Genomic DNA, 26,157 nt, shown 5'->3' on the forward strand with positions numbered 1-26,157 from the left:
GGGCATGATCGCGATCACCGGCGCCACCGGAGCCCTCGGCGGGCAGGTCGCACGCCTGCTGGCCGACCAGTCCCCCACCCTCGTCGTCCGCGACCCGTCGCGGGCACCGGACGTGGGCGGGGAGGTACGGCAGGCGTCGTACGACGACCGGGCCGCTGCCGAGCTCGCCCTCGCCGGCGTCGACACGCTCCTGCTCGTGTCGGCCGCCGAGTCCGCGACCCGGCGCCAGCAGCACCGGACGATGGTGGAGGCGGCTGCGGCGGCGGGCGTCCGGCACCTCGTCTACACCTCGTTCGTGGGCGCGGGTGCCGATGCGACGTTCACCCTCGGCCGGGACCACGGCGACACCGAGCAGGCGATCCGGGACGCCGCGGCGCGCAGCGGGATGACCTACACCCTGCTCCGCGACAACTTCTACGCCGACGTGCTGCCGTGGTTCGCCGACGCGTCCGGGGTGATCCGCGGGCCGGCCGGCGACGGGCGGGTCGCGGCGGTCGCCCGGGCGGACGTGGCGGGCGTGGCGGCCGCCGTACTCCTGGCGCCGGAGGCGCACGCCGGCGCGATCTACGAGCTCACCGGTCCGGAGGCTCTGACGATGGCCGAGGTCGCCGCCCGTGCCGGAGCGGCGGTCGGGCGGGAGCTGCGCTACGAGGAGGAAACGATCGAGGAGGCCTACGCGTCGCGGCGCGCGGGCTATCCCGACGCCGCCGACTTCGAGCTCGACGCCTGGGTGAGCACCTACACCGCGATCGCCGACGGCTCCGTCGCGACCGTGACGAACGACGTCGAGAAGGTCACCGGTCGCCCGGCCCGCACCCTGGAGGAGGCGCTCAGGCCGTGAGGTGGTGCACGTAGCACCAGCGCCAGGTCTCAGCCGGCTCCACGGACCGCATCACCGGGTGGGCGGTCGCATGGAAGTGCGCGGTGGCGTGGCGGTGGGGTGAGGAGTCGCAGCAGCCGATGGTGCCGCAGGTGAGGCACATCCGCAGCGCCACCCAGCGGCTGCCGATCGCGAGGCACTCCCCGCAGCCGAGCTCGCCCGTGGGCTCCGTGAGCGGGGCGGACAACAGGTGGTCGCACTCCTTGCCAGCCGGTCTGCGCACGCGCTCTGCCTCCACGTCTGCTCGTTCCTCCTCGGCGGCGTCCAGCATGGACTCCTCGATGTCGAGCATGGCCAGCACGTCGCTGACCACCTCCGACGGTACGGACCCGGTGGACCGGATCTCCAGCACCCGCCGGCGCTCGGCCTCGATCATCTCCTCGCGCACGCGGGCGTAGAGCGCGGCGGGGCTCTCCTCGCCCGCGGTCGTGCCGAGCCGCTCCCAGGCGGCGAAGTTGCGCTGCTCGATGCGCTGCCGGATGAGGTCGGCGACGCCGTACGGGTCGTCACTGTCGAGATCGTCGAGCACCTGGTGGCCGGCCTTCGACGCCTGCTGCAGCAGCGTCGCGCGGGCCAGGGCGTCGTCCATCGGGTCGGGCGCCGGCACCTTCAGCCGGCGCGCGATCCAGCCCAGGCTCGTGCCCTGCAGCAGGAGGGTGCCAGCGACCACGGTGAACGCGATCATCAGCAGCACCTCACGGTGCGGCACCGTCTCCGGGATGATGAACGCGGCAGCGAGGGTGACCACGCCGCGCATCCCCGCCCAGCCGATGAGGAACGTGTACGACGCCGGTGGCCGGCGCCCGGTCGCGGGGTCGGGCCCGGGGCGGATCAGCAGGTAGCGGGCGGGGAACACCCACGCCATCCGGAGTACGACGACCGCGGCCAGTGTCGCCAGGCAGACGCTCACGATCGTGCCGGTGGGGAGCGTGCTCGCGCGGACGTCGTCGACCAGCCAGCGGGCCTGCAGGCCGATCAGCAGGAAGACGGTGTTCTCGAGGATGAACGCCAGCGTGCGCCAGTTCATCCGCTCCGCGATCCGCGACTGGGCGGTCTGCAGGATCGGGGCCTTGTGGCCGAGCAGCAGGCCGGCCACGACGACCGCGACCACGCCCGACGCGTTGATCTCCTCGGCCGCGATGTAGGTGGCGAACGGCACGACCAGCGAGATGCCGGTGTCGAGCACGGGGTCCTTGACGTGCTTGCGGATCTTCGCGACGAGCAGGAAGCCGAGGATGCCGACGACCAACCCGCCGCCAGCGGCGACGAGGAAGTCGAGCCCGATCTCCCCCGCCGAGGTCATCGCCACGGAGGTGGTCCCGATGGCTGCGATCGCCGTGCGCAGGGCGACCAGCGCGGTCGCGTCGTTGAGCAGGGACTCGCCCTCGAGGATCGTCACGATCCGGCGGGGCAGCCCGATGCGGCGGCCGATCGCGGTCGCCGCGACGGCGTCAGGCGGCGCCACGACAGCGCCGATCGCGAACGCCGCGGGCCACCCGACCTCGGGCAGGATCGCGTGCACCACCAGGGCCACGCCCACGGTCGTGAACGCGACCAGCCCGACCGACAGCAGCAGGATCGGCCTGCGGTTGGCGTTGAAGTCGACGAGTGAGGTGCCGAGGGCCGCCGCGTAGAGCAGGGGCGGCAGCAGGCCGAGGAGCACCACCTCCGGCTCGAGGTGGATGGTCGGCACGCCCGGCAGGTAGGACCCGGCCCAGCCGACCAGGATCAGCGGGATCGGCGCGGCGATCCCCAACCGGCCCGAGATCGCGGTGACCGCGAGCACGGTGACGGCGATGGCCACGAGCAGCAGCGCGATCTCCACGGGCTCATTCTCCCCGGTGCCCGGGGACGGCCGTCAGCGCCACAGCATCGTGAGAAGCCGGGTCGCCCCCTCCACCATCCGCTCGGTGCTGAACCGGTCGGGATCGTCGATCAGCAGCCGACCGAAGTGCTCGCAGACGGCGACCATGGCGTGGGCGTAGAGGTCGGCGTCGAACGGCGGGCCCGGCTGGGACTCGCTGACGCCGGCGATGAACGAGCTGAACACCCCCCGGATCTGCTCCCGGTCCGCCTCGATCCGCTTCAGGACCAGGTCGGGCAGGCCGTCGGGCGGCTGCAGGATCGGACGCCAGGTGTCCGGGTCCTCCCGAATCATCGTGACCAGCCGCTCGATCCCGACCGTCACCAGGGCCACCGGGTCGCTCAGGTCGCCGTCGTCCGGCATCGCCTCCAGCAGCCGGCCGAACGCGCGGACCTGCTGGCGGTCGAGCAGCGCGGTCAGCAGGTCGCCGAGTCCCTCGAACGCGCCGTAGACCACCGGCCGGGTCACCCCGGCCTCCTTGGCGATGGCATCGACCGAGACGCCGCCGTACCCCTCGCGGACGATCACGGCGAGCGCTGCGTCCATCAGCTGTTCGCGCCGTACGTCGATGGGCACCCGCGCGGCGTACGGGCGACGTTGACGCGGGGGACTCGACACAGCGGAGACCTTAATCGCTCCCACTTTCCGGTACAGCCTCTTCCCTAATTACTACAGTTATGTAGTAATAGTGCCATGAGACGCAAGCATGTGCAGCCCCACGAGGACTACGGGTTCTTCGGACCCGACTCCGTCACCTGGAAGGTCTGGTCCTACCCCACGTCGCTCACCATCGGCTTCCAGCGCGCGGTGGTCGTCGAGGAGCTCGACCCCGCGCTCGTGGCGTCGGTGACCGAGACGCATGCGATCTTCGACCGGCCGCGGACCCGCTACGACCGGACGCTGCGGTACTTCGCGCTGGTCGCGTTCGGCTCGAGCCGCGAGACCTCCAAGGCCGCCGACGTGCTGGTGAAGATCCACTCCAAGGGGATCGGCACCTGCCCCGTGACCGGGATCCGGTACGACGCCAACGACCCCGACAGCCAGCTCTGGATCCAGCTCACGGGATGGCACTCGATCCTGCTCGCCTACGAGCGCTACGGCCCCGGCAAGCTGAGCCCGGAGGAGGAGGCGCAGTACTGGGCCGAGTGCGCGGTCGCCGCCGAGCTGCAGACCTGCGACCCGGCCGACATCCCGCGCAGCCGCGAGGAGCTCCGCGCCTACTACGAGCGGATGCGGCCGCAGCTGCTCGGCAGCGACATCGCCAAGCAGGCGATGAACCAGCTGCTCGACGCACGGGTGATGCTGCCGAAGCTGCCCTGGTTCATGGCGCCCGCCAGCTGGGTCGTCGCCTTCGCCCTGCGCACGGGGACGATCGCGACCCTGCCGCAGTGGATGCGCGAGGAGAGCGGGCTGAAGCAGTCGCGGCTGATGGACGCGCTGATCCGGCCGGTGCTGCGGATCGCGTTCTGGCTCGCCGCGCTCAGCGGCGCCGTCCAGGTCCAGCTGCTCCGCCTGATCTCACCGATGACGGTCTCGGTCGCGGCGCCGATCCTGCTCGGCGTCCCTCCGGAGAACGAGGAGGTGCTGACCCCCGCGCAGGCGCGCGAGCGCTACGGCTACGACCGGCCGCGCGACGCCCACCTCGAGCTGCGTGCCCGCCAGCAGGCCAAGGTGTTCGGCGAGGGCGCGAGGCCGAGCGAGGAGGGGATCATCGAGTCCGAGCCGATCCTGGGGCGGATCGGCTGATCGGCTGACCGGGTGGCGCCGGAGCCCGAACCGGCGCCACCACCTCAGAACCGGTCGGGCGAGTCGACGCAGGTCCCGATCGTGAAGTCCGGCGGCGCGGAGCTGTCGCCGCCGATCTCGCCGATGAACGCCTGGAGCTTGGGGTCGCCGAAGAAGGCTTGGAAGTGCTCGATCGTGTCCCACTCGTCGACCACCATGACGTGGTCCGGACCGACGGCGAACTGGTGGTGGAGGGCACCGGCCGCCTGCGCGGCCTGGCCGAACTCGCGGAACTCGTCAGCGCGGTCGACGAGGGACGTGGTGAAGACGTCGACGTCGCCGGGGACCTTGAAGCTGATCAGTACGGACATGGGGTTTCCCCTCTCGGGCAGAGGCTGGGATGACCCATCGACGCTAGACCCGTGGGGCCGCGCTGACGCCTCGAAGCCGGAAAAATTGTCGAAGGAGCTCCAGCGGGCTAGACCGGGTCGGTCGCGAGTGCCCGGATCCGGGCGTCCAGGTCGCGGCGGGTGCTGCGGTCGACGACCGCCTCGACGACCTCGATCCCGCCGTTGGGCGAGGCGAGCGCCTGGTCGAGCTCGGGGCGGGAGGTGACCCGCAGGTGCGGGGTCCGGGTCGCGGCGCAGAGAGCGCCGAGGTCGACGCCGTGCGGGGTGCCGAAGAGCCGCTCGAACGCGTCCGCGTGCGTCGGAGCGCCCTGCTCCAGCATCGAGAAGATCGCACCGCCGTCGTCGTTGACCACCACGATCGTCAGGTCGGGGCGGGCCTCGTCCGGCCCGAGCACCAGCGAGGACTGGTCGTGCAGGAACGTCACGTCGCCCATCAGGGCGATCGCCCGGCTGCTCTCCGGACGGCCGAGCGCGGCGCCGATCGCCGTACTGATGGTGCCGTCGATCCCCGACAGCCCACGGTTGGCGATCACCTTCCGCCGTTCCCCGACCGGCGCGGGCCGCTCGATGATGTCCAGGTCGCGGATCGGGCTCGAGGCGCCGATGACGAAGAGGCTCTCGGCCGGCAGCGCAGCCGCCACCGCGGCCGCGACGTCGTACGGCGTCAGCGCCGGCTGCTCCGCGAGCAGCCGGTCGATCCTCCGGCCCAGGGCACGGTCGGCCTGCTGCCATCCCTCGAGCCAGTCCGGGTCGTCCGGCTCGGTGGGACCCGGCGGTCCGTCGAGGACGACCGAGCCGGGCGGGCGGACCGGCCACACCCCGCGGCCCGGCACGACCAGGACCTCGACGTCCTCGCGCGCGAGCAACCGGGTGACCGGGCGGGACAGGGTCGGGCGGCCGAGGACCACCACCCGCTCGATATGCGCGCCCAGCTCCGTGCCGAGGAGGAGCCGGTAGGTCCGCACCGCGTTGGCTCCGCGTCGGGCCCCGCTCGACGGCTCGGCGAGGAGCGGCCAGCCCGACCGCTCCGCCAGCAGTCGCGCCCCCGGGCCGGCGTCGTCCCCGGCCACCACGACGGTGCGCGGGCCGCGGGGCAGTGCCGGACCCTCGTCGTACCTGAAGTTTCGGCCCCCTTTTTCGCGAATTCGGGGCGGAAAGTTCAGGTACGACGACTCGTCCGGCACCAGCGGCTCGTCGAGCCGGACGTTCACGTGGAGGGGGCCCGGCGTGTCCCAGGGGACGGCGTCGAGGTCGGCGACCTGGGCGATGTCGTACGTCGGCACGAGCGGGCCGAAGATCCCGACCTGGTCGGTCGTCTGGTTGGCGCCGGTGGCGCGGAGCCGCGCCGGTCGGTCCGCGGTCACCGCGACGAGGGGCACCCCGGAGTGGGCGGCCTCGAGCACGGCCGGGTGCAGGTTGGCGACGGCGGTGCCGGACGTGCAGATGACCGCGGTGCGCGCACCGACCTTGGACAGCCCGAGCGCCAGGAACCCGGCCGAGCGCTCGTCGATCCGCGTGTGCAGGTCGAGCTCCTGCCGCCACACCGCGAACGCGAGCGGCGCGTTGCGCGACCCGGGAGCGAGCACGACCGCGGTGACGTGCTCGTCGACGAGCCGTGCGATGACGGCGGCGCCGAGGTCGACCCCACTGATCCCGCTCACGACCGGCGATCCTGCCGCAGCGCGCTGACCTCGTCGTACCTGGCCTGCCACCACCCCACCCGCTCGGCCGACGCGGCCACCCGCTCGAGCGCGGCCTCGTCGACGACCGGCCGGGTCACGGGGAGTGCTCCGTCGACCGGGAGCAGCGGCACGACGGCGACGTCGTCGGTCAGCAGCTGGACGGTGGCGAGCCCACAGGCGTAGGGCAGCTCGGGCAGGGCCGCTGCCAGCGCGACCCCCGCCGCGATCCCGACCGACGTCTCGAGCGCGGATGACACGACGACCGGCAGGGCGATTTCCTCCGCGATCCGCAGGCACGCCCGGACCCCGCCGAGCGGCTGCACCTTGAGGACGGCGATGTCCGCGGCCGCCAGGTCGCGGACCCGGTAGGGGTCCTCGGCCCTCCGGATCGACTCGTCGGCGGCGATCGGCACGGACACGCGGCGGCGTACGGCGGCGAGGTCCTCGACCGAGGGAGACGGCTGCTCGACGTACTCCAGGCCGCCCGCGGCCCGGTCCAGCACCGCGATCGCAGCGACCGCGTCGTCGACGGACCAGCCGCCGTTGGCGTCGACCCGGACCCTGCCGTCGGGCCCGAGCGCGTCGCGCACCGCCTCGAGCCGGGCCTCGTCGTCGGCGAGGGTCTGGCCGGGCGCGGCGACCTTGACCTTCGCCGTGCGGCAGCCGCCGCGGGTCACGATCGTGTGCGCCTGCTCGGGACCGACGGCAGGCACCGTCACGTTCACCGGTACGGCGTCGCGGACGGGCTCGGGCCAGTCGCCTGCCGCGGCCTCCTCCGCGCACCGCAGCCACGGCTCCGCGACCAACGCGCTGTACTCGAGGAACGGGCTCCACTCCCCCCAGCCGGCCGCGCCGGGCAGCAGCACCGCCTCGCGCACCGTCACCCCGCGGAAGCGGGTGCGCATCGGGATCGACACGACCCTCATTCGTCCTCCCACTCCGCGACCTCGGCCAGCATCGCTCGCCGGTCGGGCTTGCCGTTGGGGAGCAGGGGCAGGGCCTCGTCGTAGACGAACACCTCCCGTGGTGCCCACGAACGCGGGTGCACCGCGGCGACCCAGTCGCGCACCTCGGGCAGCGTGACCGACCCGACGACGAACGCGACCACCCGGTTGCCCCACTCGTCGTCCGGCACGCCGAACACCTCCGCCTCGAAGATGGCCGGGTGGTCGCGGAGTCGCGCGGCCACCGCTACCGCCGGGACGTTCACGCCGCCGCTGACGACGACGTCGTCGACCCGACCGAGGACGACCAGCCGGCCGTCCTCGTCGATCCGGCCGGCGTCGGAGGTGAGGTACCACCCGTCGACCAGGGCCTGCGCCGTGAGCACCGGGTCGTCGACGTACTCGTCGAAGAGGGTCGGCCCGCCGATCCGGATCCGGCCGCCATCGCCGACCGCGACCGCCACGCCGTCGAGGGGCAGGCCGTCGTAGACGCAGCCGCCCGCGGTCTCCGCGGCGCCGTACGTCGCCACCACCCGCACGCCCGCCTCCCCCGCACGCCGGCGCAGGCCCGGGTCGATCGGCCCGCCGCCGAGGAGCACGGTGTGCGCGCGGCACAGCGCAGCGACCGCCGCGGCGTCGTCGAGGAGCCGCCCGAGCTGCGTCGGCACCAGCGAGACGAACCAGCCCTCCCCCGCCGGCCAGCCATCGCGTTCCAGCAGCACCGGCTCGTGCCCGGCGACCAGCGAGCGGACGACGACCTGGACGCCCGCGACGTACGTCGGCGGCAGCGCCAGCACCCACGGCCCCGTCGCCCCGAGCCGGCGGGCGGAGGCCGTCACCGAGGCGAGCACCGCGTCCCGGCTGAGCGCGACCCGCTTGGGGGCGCCGGTCGAGCCGGACGTCGCCACGACCAGCCGTCCGGCCCCCGCGTCGGCCAGCCACCCTCGCAGCTGCTCGACCACGTCGGCCGGCGCTCCCTCGGGTGTCAGGTCGGCCATGCGCACGAGGTTAGGGCGTCGCGGATATTCGGTGGCCGGGTGTCGGTCCGGTGGGGTGGAATGCACCAGGTGACGACCACGTTCCCGGGAGACCAGCGCGGCTTCTTCCGCCGCCTGGTCCCGCCCACGCCGCTGTCACGCCGGCTCGCGACTCAGTCGATGCTCTTCGCGACCGGCGAGAGCACCTTCATGACCGGGAGCGCTGTGTTCCTGACCCTCGTCGTCGGGATGTCCGCGGGCAAGGTCGGCATCGCGCTCACGATCATGGGCGTCGCGGAGTTCCTGTTCGCCTACCCCGCCGGCCGGGTCGTCGACCGGTTCGGGCCGAAGCGGATCTGGGCGCTGTCGACCCTGGGCCGCGCCGGCGTGTTCTGCGCCCTCCCATTCGTCACCGGCTTCCAGGAGTACGTCGCCGTCGCCATCGTCTTCGCGCTGTTCGGGTCGCTCGGGGCGTCGAGCCACCAGGCCTACGTGCTCGACGTCCTGCCCCGCGGCGAGCGGGTCGAGACCCAGGCCTACATGTACTCCTGGCTCAACGTCGGCCACACCCTCGGCGCGATGCTCGGCGGGTTCGCGCTCGCGACCGACAGCCTGACCGTGATCCGGTGGACGCCGATCTTCGCCGCGGCGATGATGCTCGCCAACGCGTTCTGGGTCTCCCGACTGCCGGCAGCGCCCCACGACCTGCGGGTCGCCAGCGGCGAGCGTCGGGTCAAGCCCATCGGCCCCGGGCCCATCCGCAACGTCGGCTGGATCCTGACGACGTTCTTCATGGGCGTGCTGTGGACCAACCAGGTCCTGCTCCAGATCGTGATCCCGCTGTGGCTGGTCGAGGCGACCGACGCCCCGCACGTGCTGCTGGCCTGGCTGTTCGGCACCAACACAGTGCTCTGCATCTTCCTGCCGGCGTACACCTCCAAGGGGGTGCGCAACCTGGGCGACGCCCTGCGCTACACCTACATCTCGTCCGCGTTCTTCATCGCGTCCTGCCTCGTCACCATGGTCACCCACTCGACCGTCGGCCTGATCACCGTGCTCCTGGTCTGGCTGGGCCACCTCACCGTGACCGGGGCCGAGCTGGCGATCTCCGGCGCGAGCTGGTCGTTCGAGGCCGAGCTGTCGGATCCGGCGCGACGCGGCGAGTACCAAGGCGTCCAGGAGGTCAGCAGCGCGCTCGGCTTCCAGTGGGCGCCCGCCCTCTACACCTGGCTGGCGCTGTCGTGGGCGGGCGGCCTGGGCTGGCTGGTCATCGCCGGCATCGTGGTCCTGGCGACCCTCGGGCTGGTGCCCTCGGTGCGGATGGCCGAGCGGTTCCGCGACCGCCACTTCCCGCCCGAGCCGGAGTCGGAGCCGGAGCCGGAGCCGGCGGGGATGCACGCTCCACTCGATTTCTCTTGATGTCAAGATACCTGCCCGAGCGGTTGCTCCGCCTGGCCGGCCCCACGTCGCTCGTCCGCCGGCTCTCCGCGCAGTCGGTGCTGTCGGCGTTCGGCGACGGCGTCTTCTTGACGGGCAGCGCGGTGTTCTTCACCCAGATCGTCGGCCTGTCGGCCGCCCAGGTCGGCCTCGGCCTCTCGATCGCCGGCGTCGCGACGTTCGCGCTCGCCGTCCCCCTCGGCAAGCTCAGCGACCGGTACGGCGCCAAGCGGGTCTGGGCGCTCAGCTCGCTGGTCGAGGCGCTGCTCTACCTGGTGTGGCTGTCCATCGGGGACATGGGCTCGTTCGTGGCGATGATGATCGGGCTCGAACTGGTGCAGACCGCGAGCCGATCGTCGCGCAACGCCTACCGTTTCGATGTCTTCCCCCGCGAGGAGCGGGTCCGGTCCAACGCCTACTTCCGCGCGGCCCGCAACGTCGGCTACACCCTCGGCGCGCTCCTGGCCGGCATCGCGCTCGCGACCAACAGCGACGACGTCATCCGGATGGTGCCGGTCGTCACGGCCGGCCTGCTGCTGCTCAACGCCGCGCTCGTCGCCCGGCTCCCGCGCGCCGCCCACCACGTCGACACCGAGCCGCTGCTCGAGGTGGCCCTCGAGGCCTCGGGCGAGCGGCGGAGCGCACTCCGCAACCGCGGCTACGTCGTGATGTCGGTCCTCGGGGGCGTGCTGGCGACCCACCAGGTCCTGCTCAACGTCGTGATCCCGCTGTGGCTGGTCGAGGAGACCGACGCCCCCCGGGTGCTGCTGGCCTGGCTGTTCGGCACCAACACCGTGATGGCGGTGGCACTCCAGGTCGCGGCGGCCCGCGGCATCACGACCGTCGCCGACTCGCTGCGGGCGCAGCGCCGCGGCGCGTTCTTCTTCGTGCTGTCCTGCGGCATCGTCATGGTCACCCACGACACCGTGGGCTGGGTGACCATCGCGCTGGTCTGGATCGGGCACGTCACGGTCACCGGCGCCGAGCTGTTCCACTCGGCGGGCGAGTGGGGCCTCCAGGCCGAGCTCTCGGATCCCGAGCGACGCGGTGAGTACCAAGGCGTCTCCCAGCTCGGCTACACCCTCGGCTCGGTGTGGGCGCCGGCGCTCTACACGTTCCTCGCCATGTCGTGGGGCACGCCGGGCTGGCTGGTGATCGCCGCGATCGTGCTCGTGGCCGCGGTCCTGATCCATCCCGCCGCCCGCGCGGCGGAGCGACACCTGGCCGAACAAGGCGTGACGCAACCTGCTTGAATCCCAGCATCATGGCCACCGCTTCCCACTGGCTCGCAGGCGCCCGTCCGCGCACCCTCCCCGCCGCAGTCGCGCCGGTGATCGCCGGCACCGGCGTCGCGGCGTACGACGACGACGCGGTGTGGTGGAAGGCGCTGCTCGCGCTCGTGGTCAGCCTCGCGCTGCAGGTGGCGGTCAACTACGCCAACGACTACTCCGACGGCATCCGCGGGACCGATGACGAGCGGGTCGGACCGCTCCGGCTGGTCGGGTCCGGGCTCGCCTCGCCGGCCGCGGTGAAGCGGGCGGCGTTCCTGGCGTTCGGCGTCGCCGGTGTCGCGGGGCTGGTGCTCGCCGCCACCACCGCCTGGTGGCTGGTCGCCGTCGGCCTGCTCTGCGTGCTCGCGGCCTGGTTCTACACCGGCGGCTCGAAGCCCTACGGCTACCTCGGGCTCGGCGAGGTCATGGTCTTTGTGTTCTTCGGCCTGGTCGCCGTCGTCGGCACCACCTACGTGCAGACCGAGACCTTCGGCGACAGCGGCTGGGCGGCGGTCGTCGCGGGCGCCGGCATCGGCGCGCTCGCCTGCGCGATCCTCGTCGCCAACAACCTGCGGGACATCCCCACCGACACCGTGTCGGGCAAGATCACGCTCGCGGTCCGGCTCGGCGACCGCCGTACTCGTGGCTTCTTCGCCACGCTCGTCCTGCTCTCGGCCGGCGCCCTGGTCGGGGTCGCCGTGCTCACGACGCCCTGGGCCCTGCTCGGCCTGCCGTTCCTCGCGTTCGCGCTGCCGGCCTGCCGGATCGTGCTCGGCGGCGCGGCCGGCCCCGGCCTGATCCCCGTGCTGCAGCAGACCGGGCTCGCCGAGCTGCTGTGGGCGGTCGGCTGCGGGATCGGGCTCGCCGCCGGGTGACGCGGCCTGCGGGCAACGCGCCCGTGCTACCCGAAGGTCAGTCCGCGTCTTCCTTCGAGCGCTGCTCGGCGAGGCGCTCGGACACCTTGCCCGCGCGCGCCTCGACCTTGGCGGCGAACCCCTCCCGCTGGTGGCGCAGCAGGTAGTACGACGCGACGCCGCTGGCGATGAACGCCACGATGACCGACCAGAAGATCGCCCGGTCCACCTCGTCGCGCACGAGCGACGACCAGTCGCCGCCGCTGATCGCCAGCAGCCAGATGCCGAGCACGATGCCGAACGACCCGGCGAACAGACCGAGGCGCAGCAAGGTGTAGACCCAGAACTCCTTCACCGGTCCAGGGTAGGTGCCGGAGGAGGACTGTTCTCAATCCGTGACCACAGGTGACCAGGGACGATCTACCCTGGAGGTGTGCTCAAGCTGCTGGTGGTCGTCCTGGTCTTCGCGACTGTGACCTACCTCGTCGCTCGTGCGCTCCAGGAGCGCGGGACCGGCGAGCGTCCCAGCATGCCGCGGCCCAAGAGCCCGAAGCGGCCCGGCCCGCCCCCGCGGCCGGTGGCGCCGGACGACGACGAGGACTTCCTGCGCGACCTCGATCGCAAGCGGCTGAACCCGCCCGACGAGACCTGACCTACTCCAGGACCGTCGTCCGCTGCACCAGCTCCGGCCCCTCGATCGCGTAGGAGTGCTGACTGGTGGACGAGAAGTAGTTGATCCCGATGAAGTTGAACCAGAGCGTGGCCAGCCCGACCAGGGCGAGGATCGCCGCGTTGCGGCCCTTCCACCCGGCGGTCGCGCGGGCGTGCAGGTAGCAGGCGTAGACCACCCAGGTGATGAACGCCCACACCTCCTTGGGGTCCCAGTTCCAGTAGCGCGACCAGGCCTCGTGCGCCCAGATCGGCCCGGTGATGAGCACCGCGAAGGTCCACACCGGGAACGCGAACGCGTGCACGCGGTAGGCCAGCTTGTCGAGGGTGTCGAGGCCGGGTACCCGCCTGAGCCAGCCGCCCTTGGTGGTCGAGCCTTCGCCGGCGCGCATCTTGACCAGGTACATGATCGACGCGATGCCGCCGAGCGTGAACGCTCCGGTGGCGATGACGGCGGACACGACGTGGATGACCAGCCAGTAGGAGTTGAGTGACTCCATCAGCGGCTGCACCGGCTCGTGCAGCCAGATCACCGCGACCATCAGGATCGTGAGCACGAAGCCGACGACGATCGGTGCCATCCAGTCGAGCCGGAACCGGCGGTGGAGGACGAGGTACATCAGCGTCACGACGAAGGTGCCCGAGACCGTGAACTCGTACATGTTCCCCCACGGCACCCGGTTGGGGTCCGCGGCCATCCCGCGCCCGACCATCGCGACCAGGTGGGCAGCGGCGGCGATGCAGGTCACCAGGAAGCCGAGCCGGCCGAGGAACGCGACCCGCTCGCTCGCCGTACGGCGACCGAGGTCTCGGGACGGTTGCAGCGCAACCTCCTCGACCAACGCATCGTTCTCGAGCCCACGGGTCTCGCCGACGAGCGCGGCCTCACGGGCAGCGGGCTGGCGCAGCGCCGCCCACTCCGCCAGGTGCACGAGCAGGGCGATGAAGTAGGCGAGCCCGGCCGCAGCGACGGCCTGGTTGCCGAGGGTCTCCCACGCAGCGTTGGTCATCAGGGCAGATCTCCTTCGTCCTGCGGTGCTGCCTTCTTCAGGTCCGCGACCAGGTCGGCCAGCACCTCGGCCAGGTCGCCGTTGCCGGACCGGTCGAGCCCCGCGACCTCGACGACCGTTGTCGTCCTGCCGGCCATTGTGTCCCCGGCGTCGCCCGCGGCCACAGTACGGGCCCGCACCCACACCCGGCGCGGCCGGACGTAGAGCGACCCGCACAGGCCGATCAGGGCGAGGACCACGCCGAGGAGCGCGACCTCCTTGCCGGGCGTCTGGCTGATCTGGACCCGGACCCACGGCTTGACCCCCTCGAGGGTCACCGAGCCGAGGCCGTCGGGCAGCTTGACGGTCTCGCCGACCGAGAGGTCGACCCGGAACGGCTTGCCGTCCTCGTCGGTGACCTGGGTGGCGTTGCTCTTGTCGAGGACGTAGATCGACTGGGACTCGCCGGTGTCGAGACCGAGGTCGCCGGTGTAGACGAGCATCGAGACCAGCGGGTTGCGGGCGTCGGGGAACACCGAGGCCGGGTCACCGTCGTAGAGGTAGAAGGTCGGGTAGAGCAGCCCCTCGAGCCCGATCTGGCCGGGTTCCGCCGCCGCCGTCTTGACGACCCCGAACGACACGAACGACTGGTCCTGCGGCAGGAACGGCGTCGGCCCGGTGGAGGCGATGTTGCCCTCGCCGTCACGGATCGTGATCACCGGCGCGTAGCCGTGGCCGATGAGGAAGACGTCGGTGTCGTTGATCGACAACGGGTGGTTGACCCGGAGGTTGTACTCCTGCTCCCGAGCATCGCCCTCGCGGTAGGACAGCCCCGCCCGGAAGCCCCGCGCGGTCCCGGCGCCGGCGCCGCTCTCGACCCACTCGACGTCGAAGTCCTCGACGGTGAAGTCGAACTCGTCGAGCTGCTCCGGCGTGAAGAGACCCCCGGGGTCGAAGTCGTCGTACTGGGTGAGGTTGTTGCCGAACGTCGACCCCTGCACCAGGATCACGCCGCCCTGGTAGCCGAAGAGGCCGCCGATCGCGAACCCGGCGAGGACGATCAGCACCGACAGGTGGAAGAGCAGGTTGCCGGCCTCGCGCAGGTAGCCCCGCTCGGCGCTGACCGCGTCCCCGCCCGCCGAGGCGTCCTCCGCCTTCCGCAGCCGGTAGCGCTTCCCGAGCACGGCGCGCGCCCGGGCGAGCACCTCGTCCGCCGGGAGCGCCGTCTCGTACGACGAGTGGTCCGGGAGGCGGGAGAGGTTGCGGGGCGCAGGCGGTGGCTGTGCCCGGAACGCCCGGGCGTAGACGAAGAGCCGGGGCACGATGCAGCCGACCAGCGACAGCACGAGCAGCAGGTAGATCGCCGAGAACCAGATCGAGTCGTAGACCGAGAAGAGGTCGAGCTTCTCGTAGATCGGCGTGAGGTCGGGGTGCTCGTCCTTCCAGCGGGTCACCGCGATCGCGTCGACCCCCGCCTGGGGGACCACCGAGCCGGGGATCGCGGCAAGCGCGAGCAGGAGCAGGAGGACCAGCGCCGTCCGCATCGAGGTGACCTGGCGCCAGGTCCACCGGACCAGCTCGCGCGCGGTCAGCTCGCCCCGGCCGACGGGGCGTTCGTCGGGTGAGCTCATCCGGCACTCACAGCGCGGTCTCGCCGTAGTCGACGACCTGGAGCTGGACCCACTGCACCAGGTGGTCCCACCACCCGGTCAACATCGCGACTCCGAGCAGGACGAGGAACCCGCCGCCGACCCGCATCACCCAGACCTGGTGGCGGCGCACCCAGGCGACGGCGCCGAGGGTGCGCCGGTAGGCGAGGCCGGCGAGGATGAACGGGATCCCGAGCCCGAGTGCGTAGAACAGGGAGAGCAGCGCACCGCGTGCGGCGGTCGCGTCGGCGTAGGTCAGGTTGGCGATCACGCCGTACGTCGGGCCGATGCAGGGCGTCCACCCGATCGCGAAGAGGGCACCGATCAACGGTGCGGCTCCGAGCCCGACCGCGGGGATCTTGTGGATCCGCCAGTCCCGCTGCAACCAGGGCACGACGCCGGCGAACACCAGCCCGAGCACGATCAGCATCAGGCCGAGGGCGATCGTGATCTCGTCCTGCCACGACCGCAGCTGCGAGCTGACACCGCCGAATGCGGCGCCCAGGAGCACGAAGACGACCGCGAAGCCAAGAACGAAGAGCACCGAACCGAGGAGCATCCGCCAGCGGTGGCGGGTGGCCTCCCCGGCAGCAAGATCAGCACCGGACAGCCCGGTCGCGTAGGACATGTAGCCGGGCAGCAGCGGGATGACGCACGGGGAGAAGAAGGAGACCAGACCAGCGATCACAGCCACCGGTACGGCGAGCGTCAGAGACCCGGTCGCAGCCTGGGTCTGGAACCACTCACCCATCGGCCGACTCCGCCAGCACGTCTTCGACGACGGCCGTCAGGGTGCTCTTCGACGGCACCGGACCGTTGATCAGCGCCGCCACCCGGCCGTCGCGGTCGAGGACCCAGGTCGTGGGCGGCGCGTACGGCGCGTAGCGGCCGAACGCGTCGACGCCGGTGCTGCCGGGGTCGTAGATCGACGGGTAGTCGACACCGAGGTCGCGCTCGAACGCCGCGGCGTTCTCGGGAGCGAGGTCGCGGATGTTGATGCCGACGAACTCGGTCACGTCGGCCGGGAGCTCGGCTTCCGCCTCGACCAGCATCGGCATCTCGGTGCGGCAGGGACCGCAGCCCGACCACCACATGTTGACGACCACGACCTGCCCACGCAGGTCCGCGAGATCGAGGTCGTCGCCCTGCACCGTCTCGCCGGCGATGTCGACCGGGTCCTCCCGATCATCGACAGCGACCTCGACGACCTTGCCGTCGCCGGGCACGTAGTCGCCGTCACCGGTGCCCGAGATGTCGGTGCAGCCAGTGAGGAGGAGAGCGCCGACGACTGCCGGCGCGGCGAAGCGGAGGATGCTCAGGACTCGTCCAGCTCCTCGGGCGGGAGGGCGCCCTCCGGGCGCTTCTCGACGGGAGCGTCGCCGGCCGAGAACGGTGCGCTGCGGTCACCCTTCGGGATCAGGTCGATCGCCGGCTCGTGGTAGCTGACCTGGGTCAGCCTGTCGCCCACGAAGTGGAACGAGGTGACCGAGCACAGCGTGCACTGCCGGCGCCGGGGGTCGTGCAGGAACGACCGGCCCTCCGCGTGCAGGCGGGTCGTCCAGATCGGGAGCTGGTGGGAGACGATCACGCCCTCGTGGCCGGCCGCGTCGCGTCGTACGTCGTGGACGGCGGCCATCATCCGGGTGACGATCTGCTTGTAGGGCTCGCCCCACGACGGCTTGAACGGGTTGTAGAGGTAGCGCCACAGCAGCGGGTTGCGCAGCGCGTTGTTGCCGCGGCCGAAGGTCAGGCCCTCGAACCGGTTCGTCGACTCGATCACCCGCGGCTCGAGCCCGACCTCGAGCCCGAGCTTGTCGGCGAGCGGGGCGGCTGTCTCCTGCGCGCGCTCCAGCGGGGAGGACCGGAGCACGGTGATGTCACGCGACGCGAGCGACGCCGCTGCCTTCTCGGCCATGTCCCGACCGAGGTCGGACAGGTGGAAGCCGTCGCGCCGCCCGTAGAGCACGCCGTCGGGGTTGTGCACCTCCCCGTGGCGTACCAGGTGGACGACGGTGTCGGGCGTGGCCATCAGCTCTCTCCGTTCGCTGGTCGAGCCTGTCGGGACCCGGCGGCCTCGGCTGCCGCGGGCAGGGCGTCGAGCACGGTCTGCACCGCTCGGTCGTCGTGAGCGGCGGACACGAACCATGCCTCGAACGCCGAGGGCGGCAGGTGGACGCCGCGGTCGAGCATGGCGTGGAAGAAGGCGCCGTACGCCGCCACGTCCGTGCGGGAGGCACCGGCGAAGTCGCGGACCGGCTCGTCGGTGAGGAACACCGAGAACATCGATCCCGTCGACTGGATGACGTGGGGCACGCCGGCCGCCGTGAACGCATCGGCCACTCCGGCACGGAGGGTGTCGGCGACGGCGGCGAGGTGGTCGTAGACGTCCGGAGTCGCCAGCCGGAGCGTGGCGAGGCCGGCGGCGGTGGCGATCGGGTTCCCGGACAGGGTGCCGGCCTGGTAGACGGGGCCGTCCGGTGCGAGCGCGGCCATCACGTCCGCCCGGCCGCCGAACGCAGCCGCGGGCAGGCCGCCGCCCATCACCTTGCCGAAGGTCACCAGGTCGGGACGCCAGCCCTCGACCGCGCCGTCGGTGCCCCACTGACCGCTGCGCGAGACCCGGAACCCGGTCATCACCTCGTCGCTGACGAACAGCGCCCCGTGGCGGCGGCAGGTCTCGGCGAGGAACGCGTTGAAGCCGGGCTCGGGCGGGACGACGCCCATGTTGCCGGGTGCGGCCTCGGTGATCAGGCAGGCGATCCGGTCGCCGTGCTCGGCGAAGGCCGCCTCGACGGCGGCGCGGTCGTTGTAGGGCAGCACCAGGGTCAGCGCGGTCGAGGACGCCGGGACACCGGGCGTACCCGGGATCGAGAACGTCGTGAGCCCCGAGCCGGCCGAGGCGAGCAGCGCGTCGAGGTGGCCGTGGTAGCAGCCGGCGAACTTCACCACCACGTCGCGGCCGGTGAAGCCGCGGGCGAGGCGGATCGCCGACATCGTCGCCTCGGTGCCGGAGGAGACGAGCCGGACCTTCTCGACCGGCGTGCGGCCGATGATCTCCTCGACCAGGGTGACCTCGCCCTCGGTGGGCGTGCCGTACGACGTACCGCGGGCGACTGCCGCCTGGACGGCCGCGACCACCTCCGGGTGGGCGTGGCCGAGCAGCATCGGGCCCCAGGAGCAGATCAGGTCGACGTACTCGTTGCCGTCGACGTCGGTCAGCCAGGGGCCGCGTGCCGACGCGATGAAGCGCGGGGTGCCGCCGACCGCGTTGAACGCTCGGACGGGCGAGTTCACGCCGCCCGGGGTCACGGCGCGCGCTCGGTCGAAGAGCTCCTCGGAGCAGGGCGTCGGGGCGGGCGTCACCGAGTCATTGTGGCCGATCGGAGGACGGATCTACTCCTCGGGGGCAGTCTGTCCTACGCCTTTCACGGGTACTGTGGTGTGTGCCACGCCGGTGACACCCAAAATGGACGGTGTGACACCCGTAACGTAAGTGTGACACCATTCGTTCTTACCGTTGTCGCACCCGTGGGAGCAGGCGCGACGACACAGCGGGCCCGGTTCACTGGGGAGAGGCTCGCGTGACCGAATTTGGGGCCGATCGAAGGGCCGGGGAGAGAGACCGAATGTCGAGGAAGCGCTTGGGACGGCTGCAAAGGGCCGCCACGATCGTTCCGCTCGCACTGCTGTCAGCCGCTTGGACGGCCAGCGTGGCGGGCATCGGCGGGGTCACCCCCGCCGTCTCCGCCAGCCAGGAGCCCGACGGCGCCCTGCCGGACGGCACCAGCGTGTCGGACGAGGAGTACGAGGTCCCGGCGAGCGTGTCCGACCCGGGCGAGCTGAGCCCGACCGGCAACACGCAGAACATCGTCGCGACCGCGTCCACCAACCAGATCCCGTCGGCCGCCCTCGCCGCCTACCAGCGCGCTGAGGCGATCATCAACAAGGCCGACGCCAGCTGCAACCTCACCTGGCAGCTCGTGGCCGCGATCGGCCGCGTCGAGTCCAACCACGGTCGCTTCGGCGGCAACGTCCTCGACGACGACGGCGTGGCGCAGCCCGGCATCTACGGCATCGCGCTCAACGGCCGCAAGGGCACCAAGGCGATCAGCGACACCGACGCCGGCCAGTTCGACGGCGACACCCGCTGGGACCGCGCGATCGGCCCGATGCAGTTCATCCCGTCGACCTGGTCGATCGTGGGCCTGGACGCTGACGGCGACGCCAAGCGCAACCCGCAGGACATCGACGACTCGGCGCTCGCCACCGCGGTCTACCTCTGCTCCGGCAAGGACGACCTGTCGACGGTGGTCGGCCAGCGGTCCGCGGTCTTCCGCTACAACCACAGCCAGTCGTACGTCGACCTGGTGCTGTCGATCATGGACGCCTACCTCGAGGGCGACTTCACCACGATCCCGAACAACACCACCTCCGCCGGCTACGTCGTGCCGGAGGCCCCGAGCTACAACCCGGGCACCAACAACGGCGCCAACAACGACGGCCCGTCCGGTCAGCCCGACATCTCCGGCGACGACGGCTACGTCCCGAACGATGACGGCGACGACGACGGTGGCGGCGAGGACCCGCCGACGCAGCCGCCGACGCAGCCCCCGCCGGGCGGTGGTGGCAACAAGAACCCGCTCGACCCCGACGATGACAACGTCCCGAACACGAACACGCCGATCGACGAGCCGCTCGAGAACCTGATCGACGGCCTGCTGGGCCCGCTCAGCAAGGTCCAGGCTCAGCTGCAGTGCACCGCGCAGTTCCTGCTCGAGCCGGCCAAGAAGGAGCAGTGCCTGAGCTCCTACGGACTCTGACACAGCCATGACGAAGGCCCCGGACCTGCTGGTCCGGGGCCTTCGTCATTCCTGCTGTCAGCGCACCAGGCCGGCGGCCTCGACGGCCCAGTAGGTGAGGATGATGTCGGCGCCGGCCCGCCGGATCGCGGTGAGCGTCTCGAGGATCGCCGGCTCCCGGTCGATCCAGCCGTTGGCGGCGGCCGCCTCGACCATGGCGTACTCGCCGCTGACGTTGTAGGCCGCGACCGGAACGTCAACGGTGTCCCGGACCTGGCGGAGCACGTCCAGGTAGGCCAGCGCCGGCTTGACCATCACGATGTCGGCGCCCTGCTCCACGTCGAGCACCGCCTCCCGGACGCCCTCCAGCGCGTTGCGGGGGTCCTGCTGGTAGGTCCGGCGGTCTCCCTGGAGGGATGAGTCCACGGCCTCCCGGAACGGCCCGAAGAAGGCCGAGGCGTACTTGGCGCCGTAGGCGAGGATGCCGGTGTCGGCGTACCCGGCCGCGTCGAGCGCCGCGCGGACCACAGCGACCTGCCCGTCCATCATCCCGCTCGGACCGACCAGGTCGACGCCGGCCGCCGCCTGCGCGACCGCCATCTCGGCGTACGCCGCCAGCGTCGCGTCGTTGTCGACCCGGCCGTCGGCCGTCAGCACGCCGCAGTGCCCGTGGTCGGTGAACTCGTCGAGGCAGAGGTCGCTCATCACCACGACCGCGTCGCCGACCTCGGCGACGACGTCACCGATCGCGACGTTGAGGATGCCGTCCGGGTCGACGGCCCCCGAGCCGAGCGCGTCCTTCCTCTCCGGGATCCCGAACACCATCACACCGCGGATCCCTGCCTCGGCCGCCTCGGCGACCGCCTTGCGCAGCGAGTCGCGGGAGTGCTGGACGACCCCCGGCATGGATTCGATGGGCCGCGGCGCTGTGCTGTTGTCGAGGCCCTCGCGCACGAACAGCGGCAGCACCAGCTGCGACGGCCGCAGTGTCGTCTCCGCCACCATCTCCCGCATCGCCGGAGTGGTCCGCAGCCGCCGCGGGCGGATGATGGGGCGCTCGATGTCGCTCACGGGGTCATTGTCGCGCACGCCGAAGTGTCAAGGTTGGTCGTCCGAAGTGTCAGGCTCGGTGCGCCGAGGTGTCGATGTCGGTGCATTTCGGACCGCAGACATCGACACTTCGGACGACCAACCTTGACACTTCGGCGGCTACTCGGCCTTCCGGCGCCGCCCCGAGGCCTTCCGGTCGCTCGGCTTGGTGACCGGCTCCCCCGCCTCGACCATCGCGGCCCGGCGGGAGGCGCCGAAGTCGGCGAGGGCCTCGACGAGTACGTCGACGTCGGGCTTGGGCGACATCACGTCGACCCGCAGCCCGTGCTCCTCGGCACTCTTCGCCGTGGCGGGCCCGATCACCGCGATCACCGTCGACGGGTGCGGCTTGCCGGCGATGCCGACCAGGTTGCGCACGGTCGAGGACGACGTGAAGACGACCGCGTCGAACTTGCCGGTCTTGATCGCGTCGCGGGTCGGCGCCGGCGGCGGAGCCGCGCGGACGGTCCGGTAGGCCGTGACGTCGTCGCACTCCCAGCCGAGGTCGATCAGGCCGGCGACGAGGTTCTCGGTGGCGATGTCGGCACGCGGCAGGAAGACCCGGTTGATGGGGTCGAGCTGCTCGTCGTACTCGGGCCAGTCCTCGAGCAGGCCGGCGGCGGACTGCTCGCCCGACGGGACCAGGTCGGCGCGGAGGCCCCACGCGGCGATCGCCTGGGCGGTCTTGTCGCCCACCGCGGCGATCTTGAGGCCGCTGAAGGCACGCGCGTCGAGGCCGTACTCCTCGAACTTCTCGCGGACGGCCTTGACCGCGTTGACCGAGGTGAACGCGATCCACTCGTAGCGGCCCTCGACCAGGCCGCGGACGGCCTTGTCCATCTGCTGCGGGTTGCGGGGCGGCTCGACCGAGATGGTCGGCACCTCCTCGGGCACGCCGCCGTAGTGGCGCAGCCGCGCCGACAGGGTCGCGCTCTGCTCCTTGGTGCGGGGCACCAGCACCCGCCAGCCGAAGAGCGGCTTGGTCTCGAACCACGACAGCGTCGAGCGCAGGTCGACGACGGATCCGACCACGGTGATCGCCGGCGGGGCGATCCGGGCGGCGCGCGCGTCGGCGGCGATCCGGGCGAGGGTCGAGGTCACGGTCTGCTGCTCGGTGGTGGTGCCGACCCGGGTCATCGCGACCGGCGTCTCCGGCGACTTGCCCGCGGCGATCAGGTCCTTGGCGATGTCACCGATCTGGCCGACGGCCGACAGCAGCACCAGGGTCGGGGTGCTGCAGTAGCGGCTCCAGTCGACCCGGTCGCCACAGGTGACGACGGTGACCTCGCGGTGGTCCTTGGTGGTGAGCGGGATGCCGGCGTACGCCGGGACCGCGCCGACCGACGACACACCGGGGACGATCTCGAACGCCAGGCCGGCCTTGGCGACGGCCTGCGCCTCCTCGGGTCCCGACGCGTAGAGGAAGGGGTCGCCGGCGAGCAGCCGTACGACGCGCAGCCCGCGCTTCGCCTGCTTGACGACCACCTTGGCGCGGGAGGCGTGGGTGAGGGGCTGACCGTCCTCGCCGAAGCCGCCGTCGATGACCTCGGGGCCGTCGGTGCCGTCGGGGGACCCGCCGCGCACGCGGGCGATGAGGTCGTGGTGCTCCGGCGCCTCGGTGATGAGGACGTCCGCTTCCTCGATCAACCGGAGCGCGCGCACGGTCAGCAGCTCCGGGTCACCGGGACCGGTGCCGACGAACGCCACGCCGCCGGCGTGGGTGGCCGTGGCCGTGGACTTGGCAGCCGGGGAGGGGGCTGTCTTTCGCGTCATGCGTTGTGCACCTCTGTCGATCCTGCGGTGGGGGCGGCGGGGTTGGGGCCGGGGTGATGGGGAGTGGGGGAAGCGGAGTCGAGCTGGCCGGCGCCCTCGTCGAGCAGCTCCTGCGCCAGCTGCGCCCCCAGGTGGGCGGCTGCTGCGGTGTCGGTCAGCGGTGCGGAGGCGGAGCGTCGTACGGCGAGCGTCCCGTCGGTCGAGAGCACGACGGCCCGCAGCCACAGCTCGGGGCCGTCCTCGCCCTCGGCGACGTCGGCCAGGGCGCCGATCGGCGCGGAGCAGCCGCCCTCCAGCGTGGCGAGGGCGGTGCGCTCCGCGAGTACGGCTGCGTGGGTCGCCGGGTCGTCGAGCACGGTGAGAAGGTCGGCGAGCGGGTCGTCGGCGCGGCACTCGACAGCGAGCGCACCCTGACCGGGTGCGGGCAGCATCTGGAGGGGGTCGAGCACCTCGCTCACCTCGTCCAGCCGCCCGATCCTGGCCAGCCCGGCCCGCGCCAGCACCACCGCGTCACACTCTCCTGCCCGCACCTTGGCGATCCGGGTATCGACGTTGCCACGAATGGCGACGACGTCCAAACCGAGGCCGAGGGCATGCAGCTGGGCGGCCCGTCGCGGGGACCCGGTGCCGACCTTGCTGCCGGCCGGGAGCTCGCCGAGGGTGAGGCCGTCGCGGGCGACGACGACGTCGCGGGGGTCCTCGCGCGGGGGTACGGCGACCAGGGCGATCCCCGTCTCGGGGTAGGTCGGCAGGTCCTTCAGCGAGTGCACGGCGAGATCGATCTCACCAGCGAGCAGGGCCTGTCGGAGCGCGCCGACGAACACGCCGGTCGTCGGGGATTCCGGGAGCGGCGTGCCGGCCGCCTGGCTCCGGTCGCCCTCGGTCGTGACCTCGACCAGCTCGGTGTCGACGCCGAGCCGGTCACGGACCATGGCCGCGACCTGCTCGGCCTGGGTGGTCGCCAGCAGGCTGCGCCGGGTGCCGACCCGGAGCGTGCGGCGGTCGGTGGCGACGGAAGGGCTCGTCCCGGTCACGGCGCACCCTCCTCGGGCACGCCGATCGGCCGGGTGACGGCGTCGACGGCCTCGGGGTCGAGCGCGAAGAGCTCGGCGAGCGCCGCGGCGTAGGACACCGCGCCCTGCTCGTTGGCGAGCTCCTTGACCCGGACGGTGGGCTCGTGGAGAAGCTTGTCGGCGACCCGGCGGACGGCGTGGCGGATCTCGGCGCGGACCTGCTCGTCCAGGTCGGGGAGCCGGCTCTCGAGGCGGGTCATCTCGGCATCGACGACGGACGTCGCCATCGAGCGGAGTGCGACGACGGTCGGCGTGACACTGGCCTGGCGGCGGGCGGCGAGGAAAGCGGTGACCTCCTCGCCGAGGATCCGGCGGACCTCGAGCACCTCGGCCCCGCTCGTCCCGTCGTGGAGCGCCTCGGCGAGCTGGGCGAGCCCGACCAGCGTGACGCCGGGCAGGTCGGCCGCGTCCGGGTCGACGTCGTGCGGGAGCGCGAGGTCGACGATCGCGAGCGGCCGGTCCGCCACCCCGGCCCGCGCCGTCGCCAGCAGGTCGCGGCTGACGAGGGTGCCGGAGGAGCCGGTGCAGGTGATGAGCACGTCGGCGTCGGCCAGGGCCTCGGCGAGTCCCGTCATCGCGACGGCCCGGGCGTCGTACTGGGACGCCAGCCGCCGGGCCCGGTCCAGCGACCGGTTGACGACCGCGACCCGCCCGGCGCCCATGCGCGCGACGGTGGCGGTGGCCAGCCCGGCCATCGCGCCGGCGCCGATGACGACGACGTCCTTGCCCTGGACGGCGTCGCTCGCGCCGTCGAGCTGGTCGAGCGCGGCGGACACCAGGGTGGGGGCGACCTGGTCGATCGCGGTCTCGGCACGGCTGCGCTTGCCGACCCGGAGCGCCTGCTGGAACAGCGTGTTGAGGGCGGGGCCGACGGTGCCGAGCTCCTGGCCGCGGCGCAGTGCCTCCCGGGTCTGGCCGAGGATCTGGCCCTCCCCGACCGCCATCGAGTCGAGACCGGCAGCGACCTGGAACAGGTGCGAGATCGCGCCGTCGTCGTAGTGGACGTAGAGGTGCGGGAGCATCGCCTCGGTCGTCGCGCCGGCACGGTCGACGAGGAGCCGCGAGAGCGACTCGACGCTGCCGTGGAAGCGGTCGACCTCGGTGTAGATCTCGACCCGGTTGCAGGTCGCGATGACCGTGGCCTCCGCGACGTGGTCGCAGGCGGCCGCGTCGGCCATCAGCTTCTGCACGCCGTCGTCGTCGAGCGCGACCCGCTCGAGCAGCGCGACCGGGGCCGAGTTGTGGGAGATGCCGACCACGAGGACGCTCATGCGTCACCTCCAACAGCTAGGGCGGCGGCGCCGTGGTCATCGGCGTCGACACGCGCGTGCTCATGAGCCTTGCGCTGTTCGTGGTAGGCGAGGATCTGCAGCTCGATCGAGAGGTCGACCTTGCGTACGTCGACGCCGTCGGGCACCGAGATCACGGCCGGTGCGAAGTTCAGGATGCTGGTGATGCCGGCGGCGACCATCTGGTCGGCGACGTCCTGCGCGGACCCGGCCGGCGTGGCGATGACCCCGATCGCGACGGCATGCTCACGGGCGATCGCCTCGAGGTCGGCGAACGGACGCACGGGTACGCCGGCGACGATCTCCTCGTGCCGCTCCGGGTCGGCGTCGAGCAGGGCCACGACGCGGAAGCCCCGACTGCGGAAGCCCGAGTAATTGGCCAGCGCGTGACCGAGGTTTCCGATGCCGACGATGACCACGGGCCAGTCCTGGGTCACGCCGATCTCGCGAGCGATCTGGTAGCGCAGGTAGTCGACGTCGTAGCCGACACCGCGGGTGCCGTAGCTGCCGAGGTAGGACAGGTCCTTGCGGAGCTTGGCGCTGTTGACGCCGGCGGCAGTGGCGAGGTCCTCGCTGGAGCAGGTGCGGATGCCGGCGTCGGCGAGCGCGGTGAGCGCCCGCAGGTAGACGGGCAGGCGCGCGACCGTCGCCTCCGGGATCACCCGGGTCGTCTCGCTCGAACTCCGTGCGGTCACTGCTCTACTTTCCAGCCGGTCCTGTCGTTCGGATCGGGAACCGGCCAGATCACTTTAAGAGTTTGTGAATGGGAGAACAAATCACCGC

25 protein-coding genes are annotated in these 26,157 nt (G+C 72.0%); 7 read left to right on the forward strand and 18 right to left on the reverse strand.

Annotated elements, in window-relative coordinates; genetic code table 11:
- Positions 1–4: 4 nt before the first annotated feature.
- Positions 5–841 carry an NAD(P)H-binding protein gene (locus tag D0Z08_RS12565; protein WP_118925596.1) on the forward strand — a complete coding sequence of 279 codons (837 nt, stop codon included), beginning with the start codon at positions 5–7 and terminating at the stop codon, positions 839–841.
- Here D0Z08_RS12565 and D0Z08_RS12570 read toward each other — a convergent pair.
- Both D0Z08_RS12570 and D0Z08_RS12575 read right to left on the reverse strand, forming a co-directional pair.
- On the reverse strand, positions 831–2,705 hold the full coding sequence (locus tag D0Z08_RS12570) for a cation:proton antiporter domain-containing protein (protein WP_118925597.1): 1,875 nt from the start codon (positions 2,703–2,705) through the stop codon (positions 831–833). The genes D0Z08_RS12565 and D0Z08_RS12570 overlap by 11 nt on opposite strands.
- A gap of 33 nt (positions 2,706–2,738) precedes the next feature.
- Positions 2,739–3,362, reverse strand: a complete 624-nt coding sequence (locus tag D0Z08_RS12575; RefSeq protein ID WP_147381419.1) for a TetR/AcrR family transcriptional regulator — start codon at positions 3,360–3,362, stop codon at positions 2,739–2,741.
- A gap of 75 nt (positions 3,363–3,437) precedes the next feature.
- On the opposite strand from D0Z08_RS12575, the gene D0Z08_RS12580 reads away from it, so the two are divergent.
- Positions 3,438–4,490: an oxygenase MpaB family protein gene (locus D0Z08_RS12580; RefSeq protein WP_118925599.1), complete on the forward strand. Its 1,053-nt coding sequence runs from the start codon at positions 3,438–3,440 to the stop codon at positions 4,488–4,490.
- 44 nt (positions 4,491–4,534) lie between these two features.
- Here the strand turns inward: D0Z08_RS12580 and D0Z08_RS12585 are convergent, their stop codons facing one another.
- The 4 genes from D0Z08_RS12585 to D0Z08_RS12600 all read right to left on the reverse strand — a co-directional run bounded on the left by D0Z08_RS12585 (position 4,535) and on the right by D0Z08_RS12600 (position 8,503).
- Positions 4,535–4,840 carry a hypothetical protein gene (locus tag D0Z08_RS12585; RefSeq protein ID WP_118925600.1) on the reverse strand — a complete coding sequence of 102 codons (306 nt, stop codon included), beginning with the start codon at positions 4,838–4,840 and terminating at the stop codon, positions 4,535–4,537.
- A 107-nt stretch (positions 4,841–4,947) separates the two neighbouring features.
- The gene (gene menD / locus D0Z08_RS12590; RefSeq protein ID WP_118925601.1) at positions 4,948–6,540 is read right to left on the reverse strand and encodes a 2-succinyl-5-enolpyruvyl-6-hydroxy-3-cyclohexene-1-carboxylic-acid synthase; all 1,593 of its coding nucleotides are present in this window, start codon (positions 6,538–6,540) and stop codon (positions 4,948–4,950) included.
- Complete coding sequence (locus D0Z08_RS12595) at positions 6,537–7,487, reverse strand: o-succinylbenzoate synthase (protein ID WP_118925602.1); 951 nt, start codon at positions 7,485–7,487, stop codon at positions 6,537–6,539. The genes menD and D0Z08_RS12595 overlap by 4 nt, the downstream gene beginning before the upstream one ends.
- On the reverse strand, positions 7,484–8,503 hold the full coding sequence (locus D0Z08_RS12600; protein ID WP_118925603.1) for an AMP-binding protein: 1,020 nt from the start codon (positions 8,501–8,503) through the stop codon (positions 7,484–7,486). The genes D0Z08_RS12595 and D0Z08_RS12600 overlap by 4 nt, the downstream gene beginning before the upstream one ends.
- 69 nt (positions 8,504–8,572) lie before the next feature.
- Here D0Z08_RS12600 and D0Z08_RS12605 point away from each other — a divergent pair, with 69 nt between their 5' ends.
- The 3 genes from D0Z08_RS12605 to D0Z08_RS12615 are packed head-to-tail and all read left to right on the forward strand — an operon-like array spanning position 8,573 to position 12,065.
- Positions 8,573–9,901, forward strand: a complete 1,329-nt coding sequence (locus D0Z08_RS12605; protein WP_245993913.1) for an MFS transporter — start codon at positions 8,573–8,575, stop codon at positions 9,899–9,901.
- Positions 9,901–11,172 (forward strand): MFS transporter, encoded by a 1,272-nt coding sequence (locus D0Z08_RS12610; RefSeq protein ID WP_118925605.1) that lies wholly within the window; start codon positions 9,901–9,903, stop codon positions 11,170–11,172. Before D0Z08_RS12605 ends, D0Z08_RS12610 begins: the two co-directional genes overlap by 1 nt.
- Positions 11,173–11,183: 11 nt before the next feature.
- Positions 11,184–12,065 carry a 1,4-dihydroxy-2-naphthoate polyprenyltransferase gene (locus D0Z08_RS12615; protein WP_118925606.1) on the forward strand — a complete coding sequence of 294 codons (882 nt, stop codon included), beginning with the start codon at positions 11,184–11,186 and terminating at the stop codon, positions 12,063–12,065.
- A gap of 37 nt (positions 12,066–12,102) precedes the next feature.
- On the opposite strand, the gene D0Z08_RS12620 is transcribed toward D0Z08_RS12615, so the two are convergent.
- A complete protein-coding gene (locus D0Z08_RS12620) occupies positions 12,103–12,399 on the reverse strand; it encodes a DUF4229 domain-containing protein (RefSeq protein ID WP_118925607.1) in 297 nt (98 codons plus the stop codon).
- A 78-nt stretch (positions 12,400–12,477) separates the two neighbouring features.
- Here D0Z08_RS12620 and D0Z08_RS12625 point away from each other — a divergent pair, with 78 nt between their 5' ends.
- Positions 12,478–12,696, forward strand: coding sequence for a hypothetical protein (locus tag D0Z08_RS12625; RefSeq protein ID WP_118925608.1), 219 nt, complete (start codon positions 12,478–12,480; stop codon positions 12,694–12,696).
- Position 12,697: 1 nt separating this feature from the next.
- On the opposite strand, the gene ccsB is transcribed toward D0Z08_RS12625, so the two are convergent.
- From ccsB to hemL, 6 genes are all read right to left on the reverse strand, one after another.
- Complete coding sequence (gene ccsB, locus D0Z08_RS12630; RefSeq protein WP_118925609.1) at positions 12,698–13,723, reverse strand: c-type cytochrome biogenesis protein CcsB; 1,026 nt, start codon at positions 13,721–13,723, stop codon at positions 12,698–12,700.
- Complete coding sequence (resB, locus tag D0Z08_RS12635; protein WP_118925610.1) at positions 13,723–15,333, reverse strand: cytochrome c biogenesis protein ResB; 1,611 nt, start codon at positions 15,331–15,333, stop codon at positions 13,723–13,725. The genes ccsB and resB overlap by 1 nt, the downstream gene beginning before the upstream one ends.
- A gap of 7 nt (positions 15,334–15,340) precedes the next feature.
- The gene (locus D0Z08_RS12640; RefSeq protein ID WP_118925611.1) at positions 15,341–16,102 is read right to left on the reverse strand and encodes a cytochrome c biogenesis CcdA family protein; all 762 of its coding nucleotides are present in this window, start codon (positions 16,100–16,102) and stop codon (positions 15,341–15,343) included.
- A complete protein-coding gene (locus D0Z08_RS12645) occupies positions 16,095–16,577 on the reverse strand; it encodes a TlpA family protein disulfide reductase (RefSeq protein ID WP_245993914.1) in 483 nt (160 codons plus the stop codon). Before D0Z08_RS12645 ends, D0Z08_RS12640 begins: the two co-directional genes overlap by 8 nt.
- Before the next feature lie 89 nt (positions 16,578–16,666).
- A complete protein-coding gene (locus D0Z08_RS12650; protein ID WP_118925613.1) occupies positions 16,667–17,380 on the reverse strand; it encodes a histidine phosphatase family protein in 714 nt (237 codons plus the stop codon).
- Entirely contained in the window at positions 17,380–18,714 is a 1,335-nt protein-coding gene (gene hemL, locus D0Z08_RS12655) for a glutamate-1-semialdehyde 2,1-aminomutase (RefSeq protein WP_118925614.1), read from the reverse strand. Before hemL ends, D0Z08_RS12650 begins: the two co-directional genes overlap by 1 nt.
- Positions 18,715–18,992: 278 nt before the next feature.
- Between hemL and D0Z08_RS12660 the strand changes: the two genes are divergently transcribed.
- Complete coding sequence (locus tag D0Z08_RS12660; protein ID WP_118925615.1) at positions 18,993–20,171, forward strand: lytic transglycosylase domain-containing protein; 1,179 nt, start codon at positions 18,993–18,995, stop codon at positions 20,169–20,171.
- A gap of 57 nt (positions 20,172–20,228) precedes the next feature.
- Here D0Z08_RS12660 and hemB read toward each other — a convergent pair whose 3' ends face one another.
- From hemB to D0Z08_RS12685, 5 genes are all read right to left on the reverse strand, one after another.
- Entirely contained in the window at positions 20,229–21,221 is a 993-nt protein-coding gene (gene hemB / locus D0Z08_RS12665; protein WP_118925616.1) for a porphobilinogen synthase, read from the reverse strand.
- 138 nt (positions 21,222–21,359) lie between these two features.
- Entirely contained in the window at positions 21,360–23,012 is a 1,653-nt protein-coding gene (locus D0Z08_RS12670; RefSeq protein ID WP_118925617.1) for a bifunctional uroporphyrinogen-III C-methyltransferase/uroporphyrinogen-III synthase, read from the reverse strand.
- On the reverse strand, positions 23,009–24,046 hold the full coding sequence (hemC, locus tag D0Z08_RS12675; RefSeq protein ID WP_118925618.1) for a hydroxymethylbilane synthase: 1,038 nt from the start codon (positions 24,044–24,046) through the stop codon (positions 23,009–23,011). The genes D0Z08_RS12670 and hemC overlap by 4 nt, the downstream gene beginning before the upstream one ends.
- Entirely contained in the window at positions 24,043–25,356 is a 1,314-nt protein-coding gene (locus D0Z08_RS12680) for a glutamyl-tRNA reductase (RefSeq protein ID WP_118925619.1), read from the reverse strand. Before D0Z08_RS12680 ends, hemC begins: the two co-directional genes overlap by 4 nt.
- Positions 25,353–26,069: a redox-sensing transcriptional repressor Rex gene (locus tag D0Z08_RS12685; RefSeq protein WP_118925620.1), complete on the reverse strand. Its 717-nt coding sequence runs from the start codon at positions 26,067–26,069 to the stop codon at positions 25,353–25,355. The genes D0Z08_RS12680 and D0Z08_RS12685 overlap by 4 nt, the downstream gene beginning before the upstream one ends.
- Between the last annotated feature and the right edge of the window lie 88 nt (positions 26,070–26,157).

It is taken from the genome of Nocardioides immobilis (assembly GCF_003515065.1).
GTDB classification, from domain to species: domain Bacteria; phylum Actinomycetota; class Actinomycetes; order Propionibacteriales; family Nocardioidaceae; genus Nocardioides; species Nocardioides immobilis.

Bases quoted from the DNA above. Each gene is read 5' to 3' on its own strand.
- D0Z08_RS12565 (WP_118925596.1), top strand. From the start codon at position 5: ATGATCGCGATCACCGGCGCCACCGGAGCCCTCGGCGGGCAGGTCGCA.
- D0Z08_RS12580 (WP_118925599.1), top strand. From the start codon at position 3,438: ATGAGACGCAAGCATGTGCAGCCCCACGAGGACTACGGGTTCTTCGGA.
- D0Z08_RS12585 (WP_118925600.1), bottom strand. From the start codon at position 4,840: ATGTCCGTACTGATCAGCTTCAAGGTCCCCGGCGACGTCGACGTCTTC.
- D0Z08_RS12595 (WP_118925602.1), bottom strand. From the start codon at position 7,487: ATGAGGGTCGTGTCGATCCCGATGCGCACCCGCTTCCGCGGGGTGACG.
- D0Z08_RS12600 (WP_118925603.1), bottom strand. From the start codon at position 8,503: ATGGCCGACCTGACACCCGAGGGAGCGCCGGCCGACGTGGTCGAGCAG.
- D0Z08_RS12610 (WP_118925605.1), top strand. From the start codon at position 9,901: ATGTCAAGATACCTGCCCGAGCGGTTGCTCCGCCTGGCCGGCCCCACG.
- D0Z08_RS12615 (WP_118925606.1), top strand. From the start codon at position 11,184: ATGGCCACCGCTTCCCACTGGCTCGCAGGCGCCCGTCCGCGCACCCTC.
- ccsB (WP_118925609.1), bottom strand. From the start codon at position 13,723: ATGACCAACGCTGCGTGGGAGACCCTCGGCAACCAGGCCGTCGCTGCG.
- resB (WP_118925610.1), bottom strand. From the start codon at position 15,333: ATGAGCTCACCCGACGAACGCCCCGTCGGCCGGGGCGAGCTGACCGCG.
- D0Z08_RS12640 (WP_118925611.1), bottom strand. From the start codon at position 16,102: ATGGGTGAGTGGTTCCAGACCCAGGCTGCGACCGGGTCTCTGACGCTC.
- D0Z08_RS12650 (WP_118925613.1), bottom strand. From the start codon at position 17,380: ATGGCCACGCCCGACACCGTCGTCCACCTGGTACGCCACGGGGAGGTG.
- D0Z08_RS12670 (WP_118925617.1), bottom strand. From the start codon at position 23,012: ATGACGCGAAAGACAGCCCCCTCCCCGGCTGCCAAGTCCACGGCCACG.
- D0Z08_RS12680 (WP_118925619.1), bottom strand. From the start codon at position 25,356: ATGAGCGTCCTCGTGGTCGGCATCTCCCACAACTCGGCCCCGGTCGCG.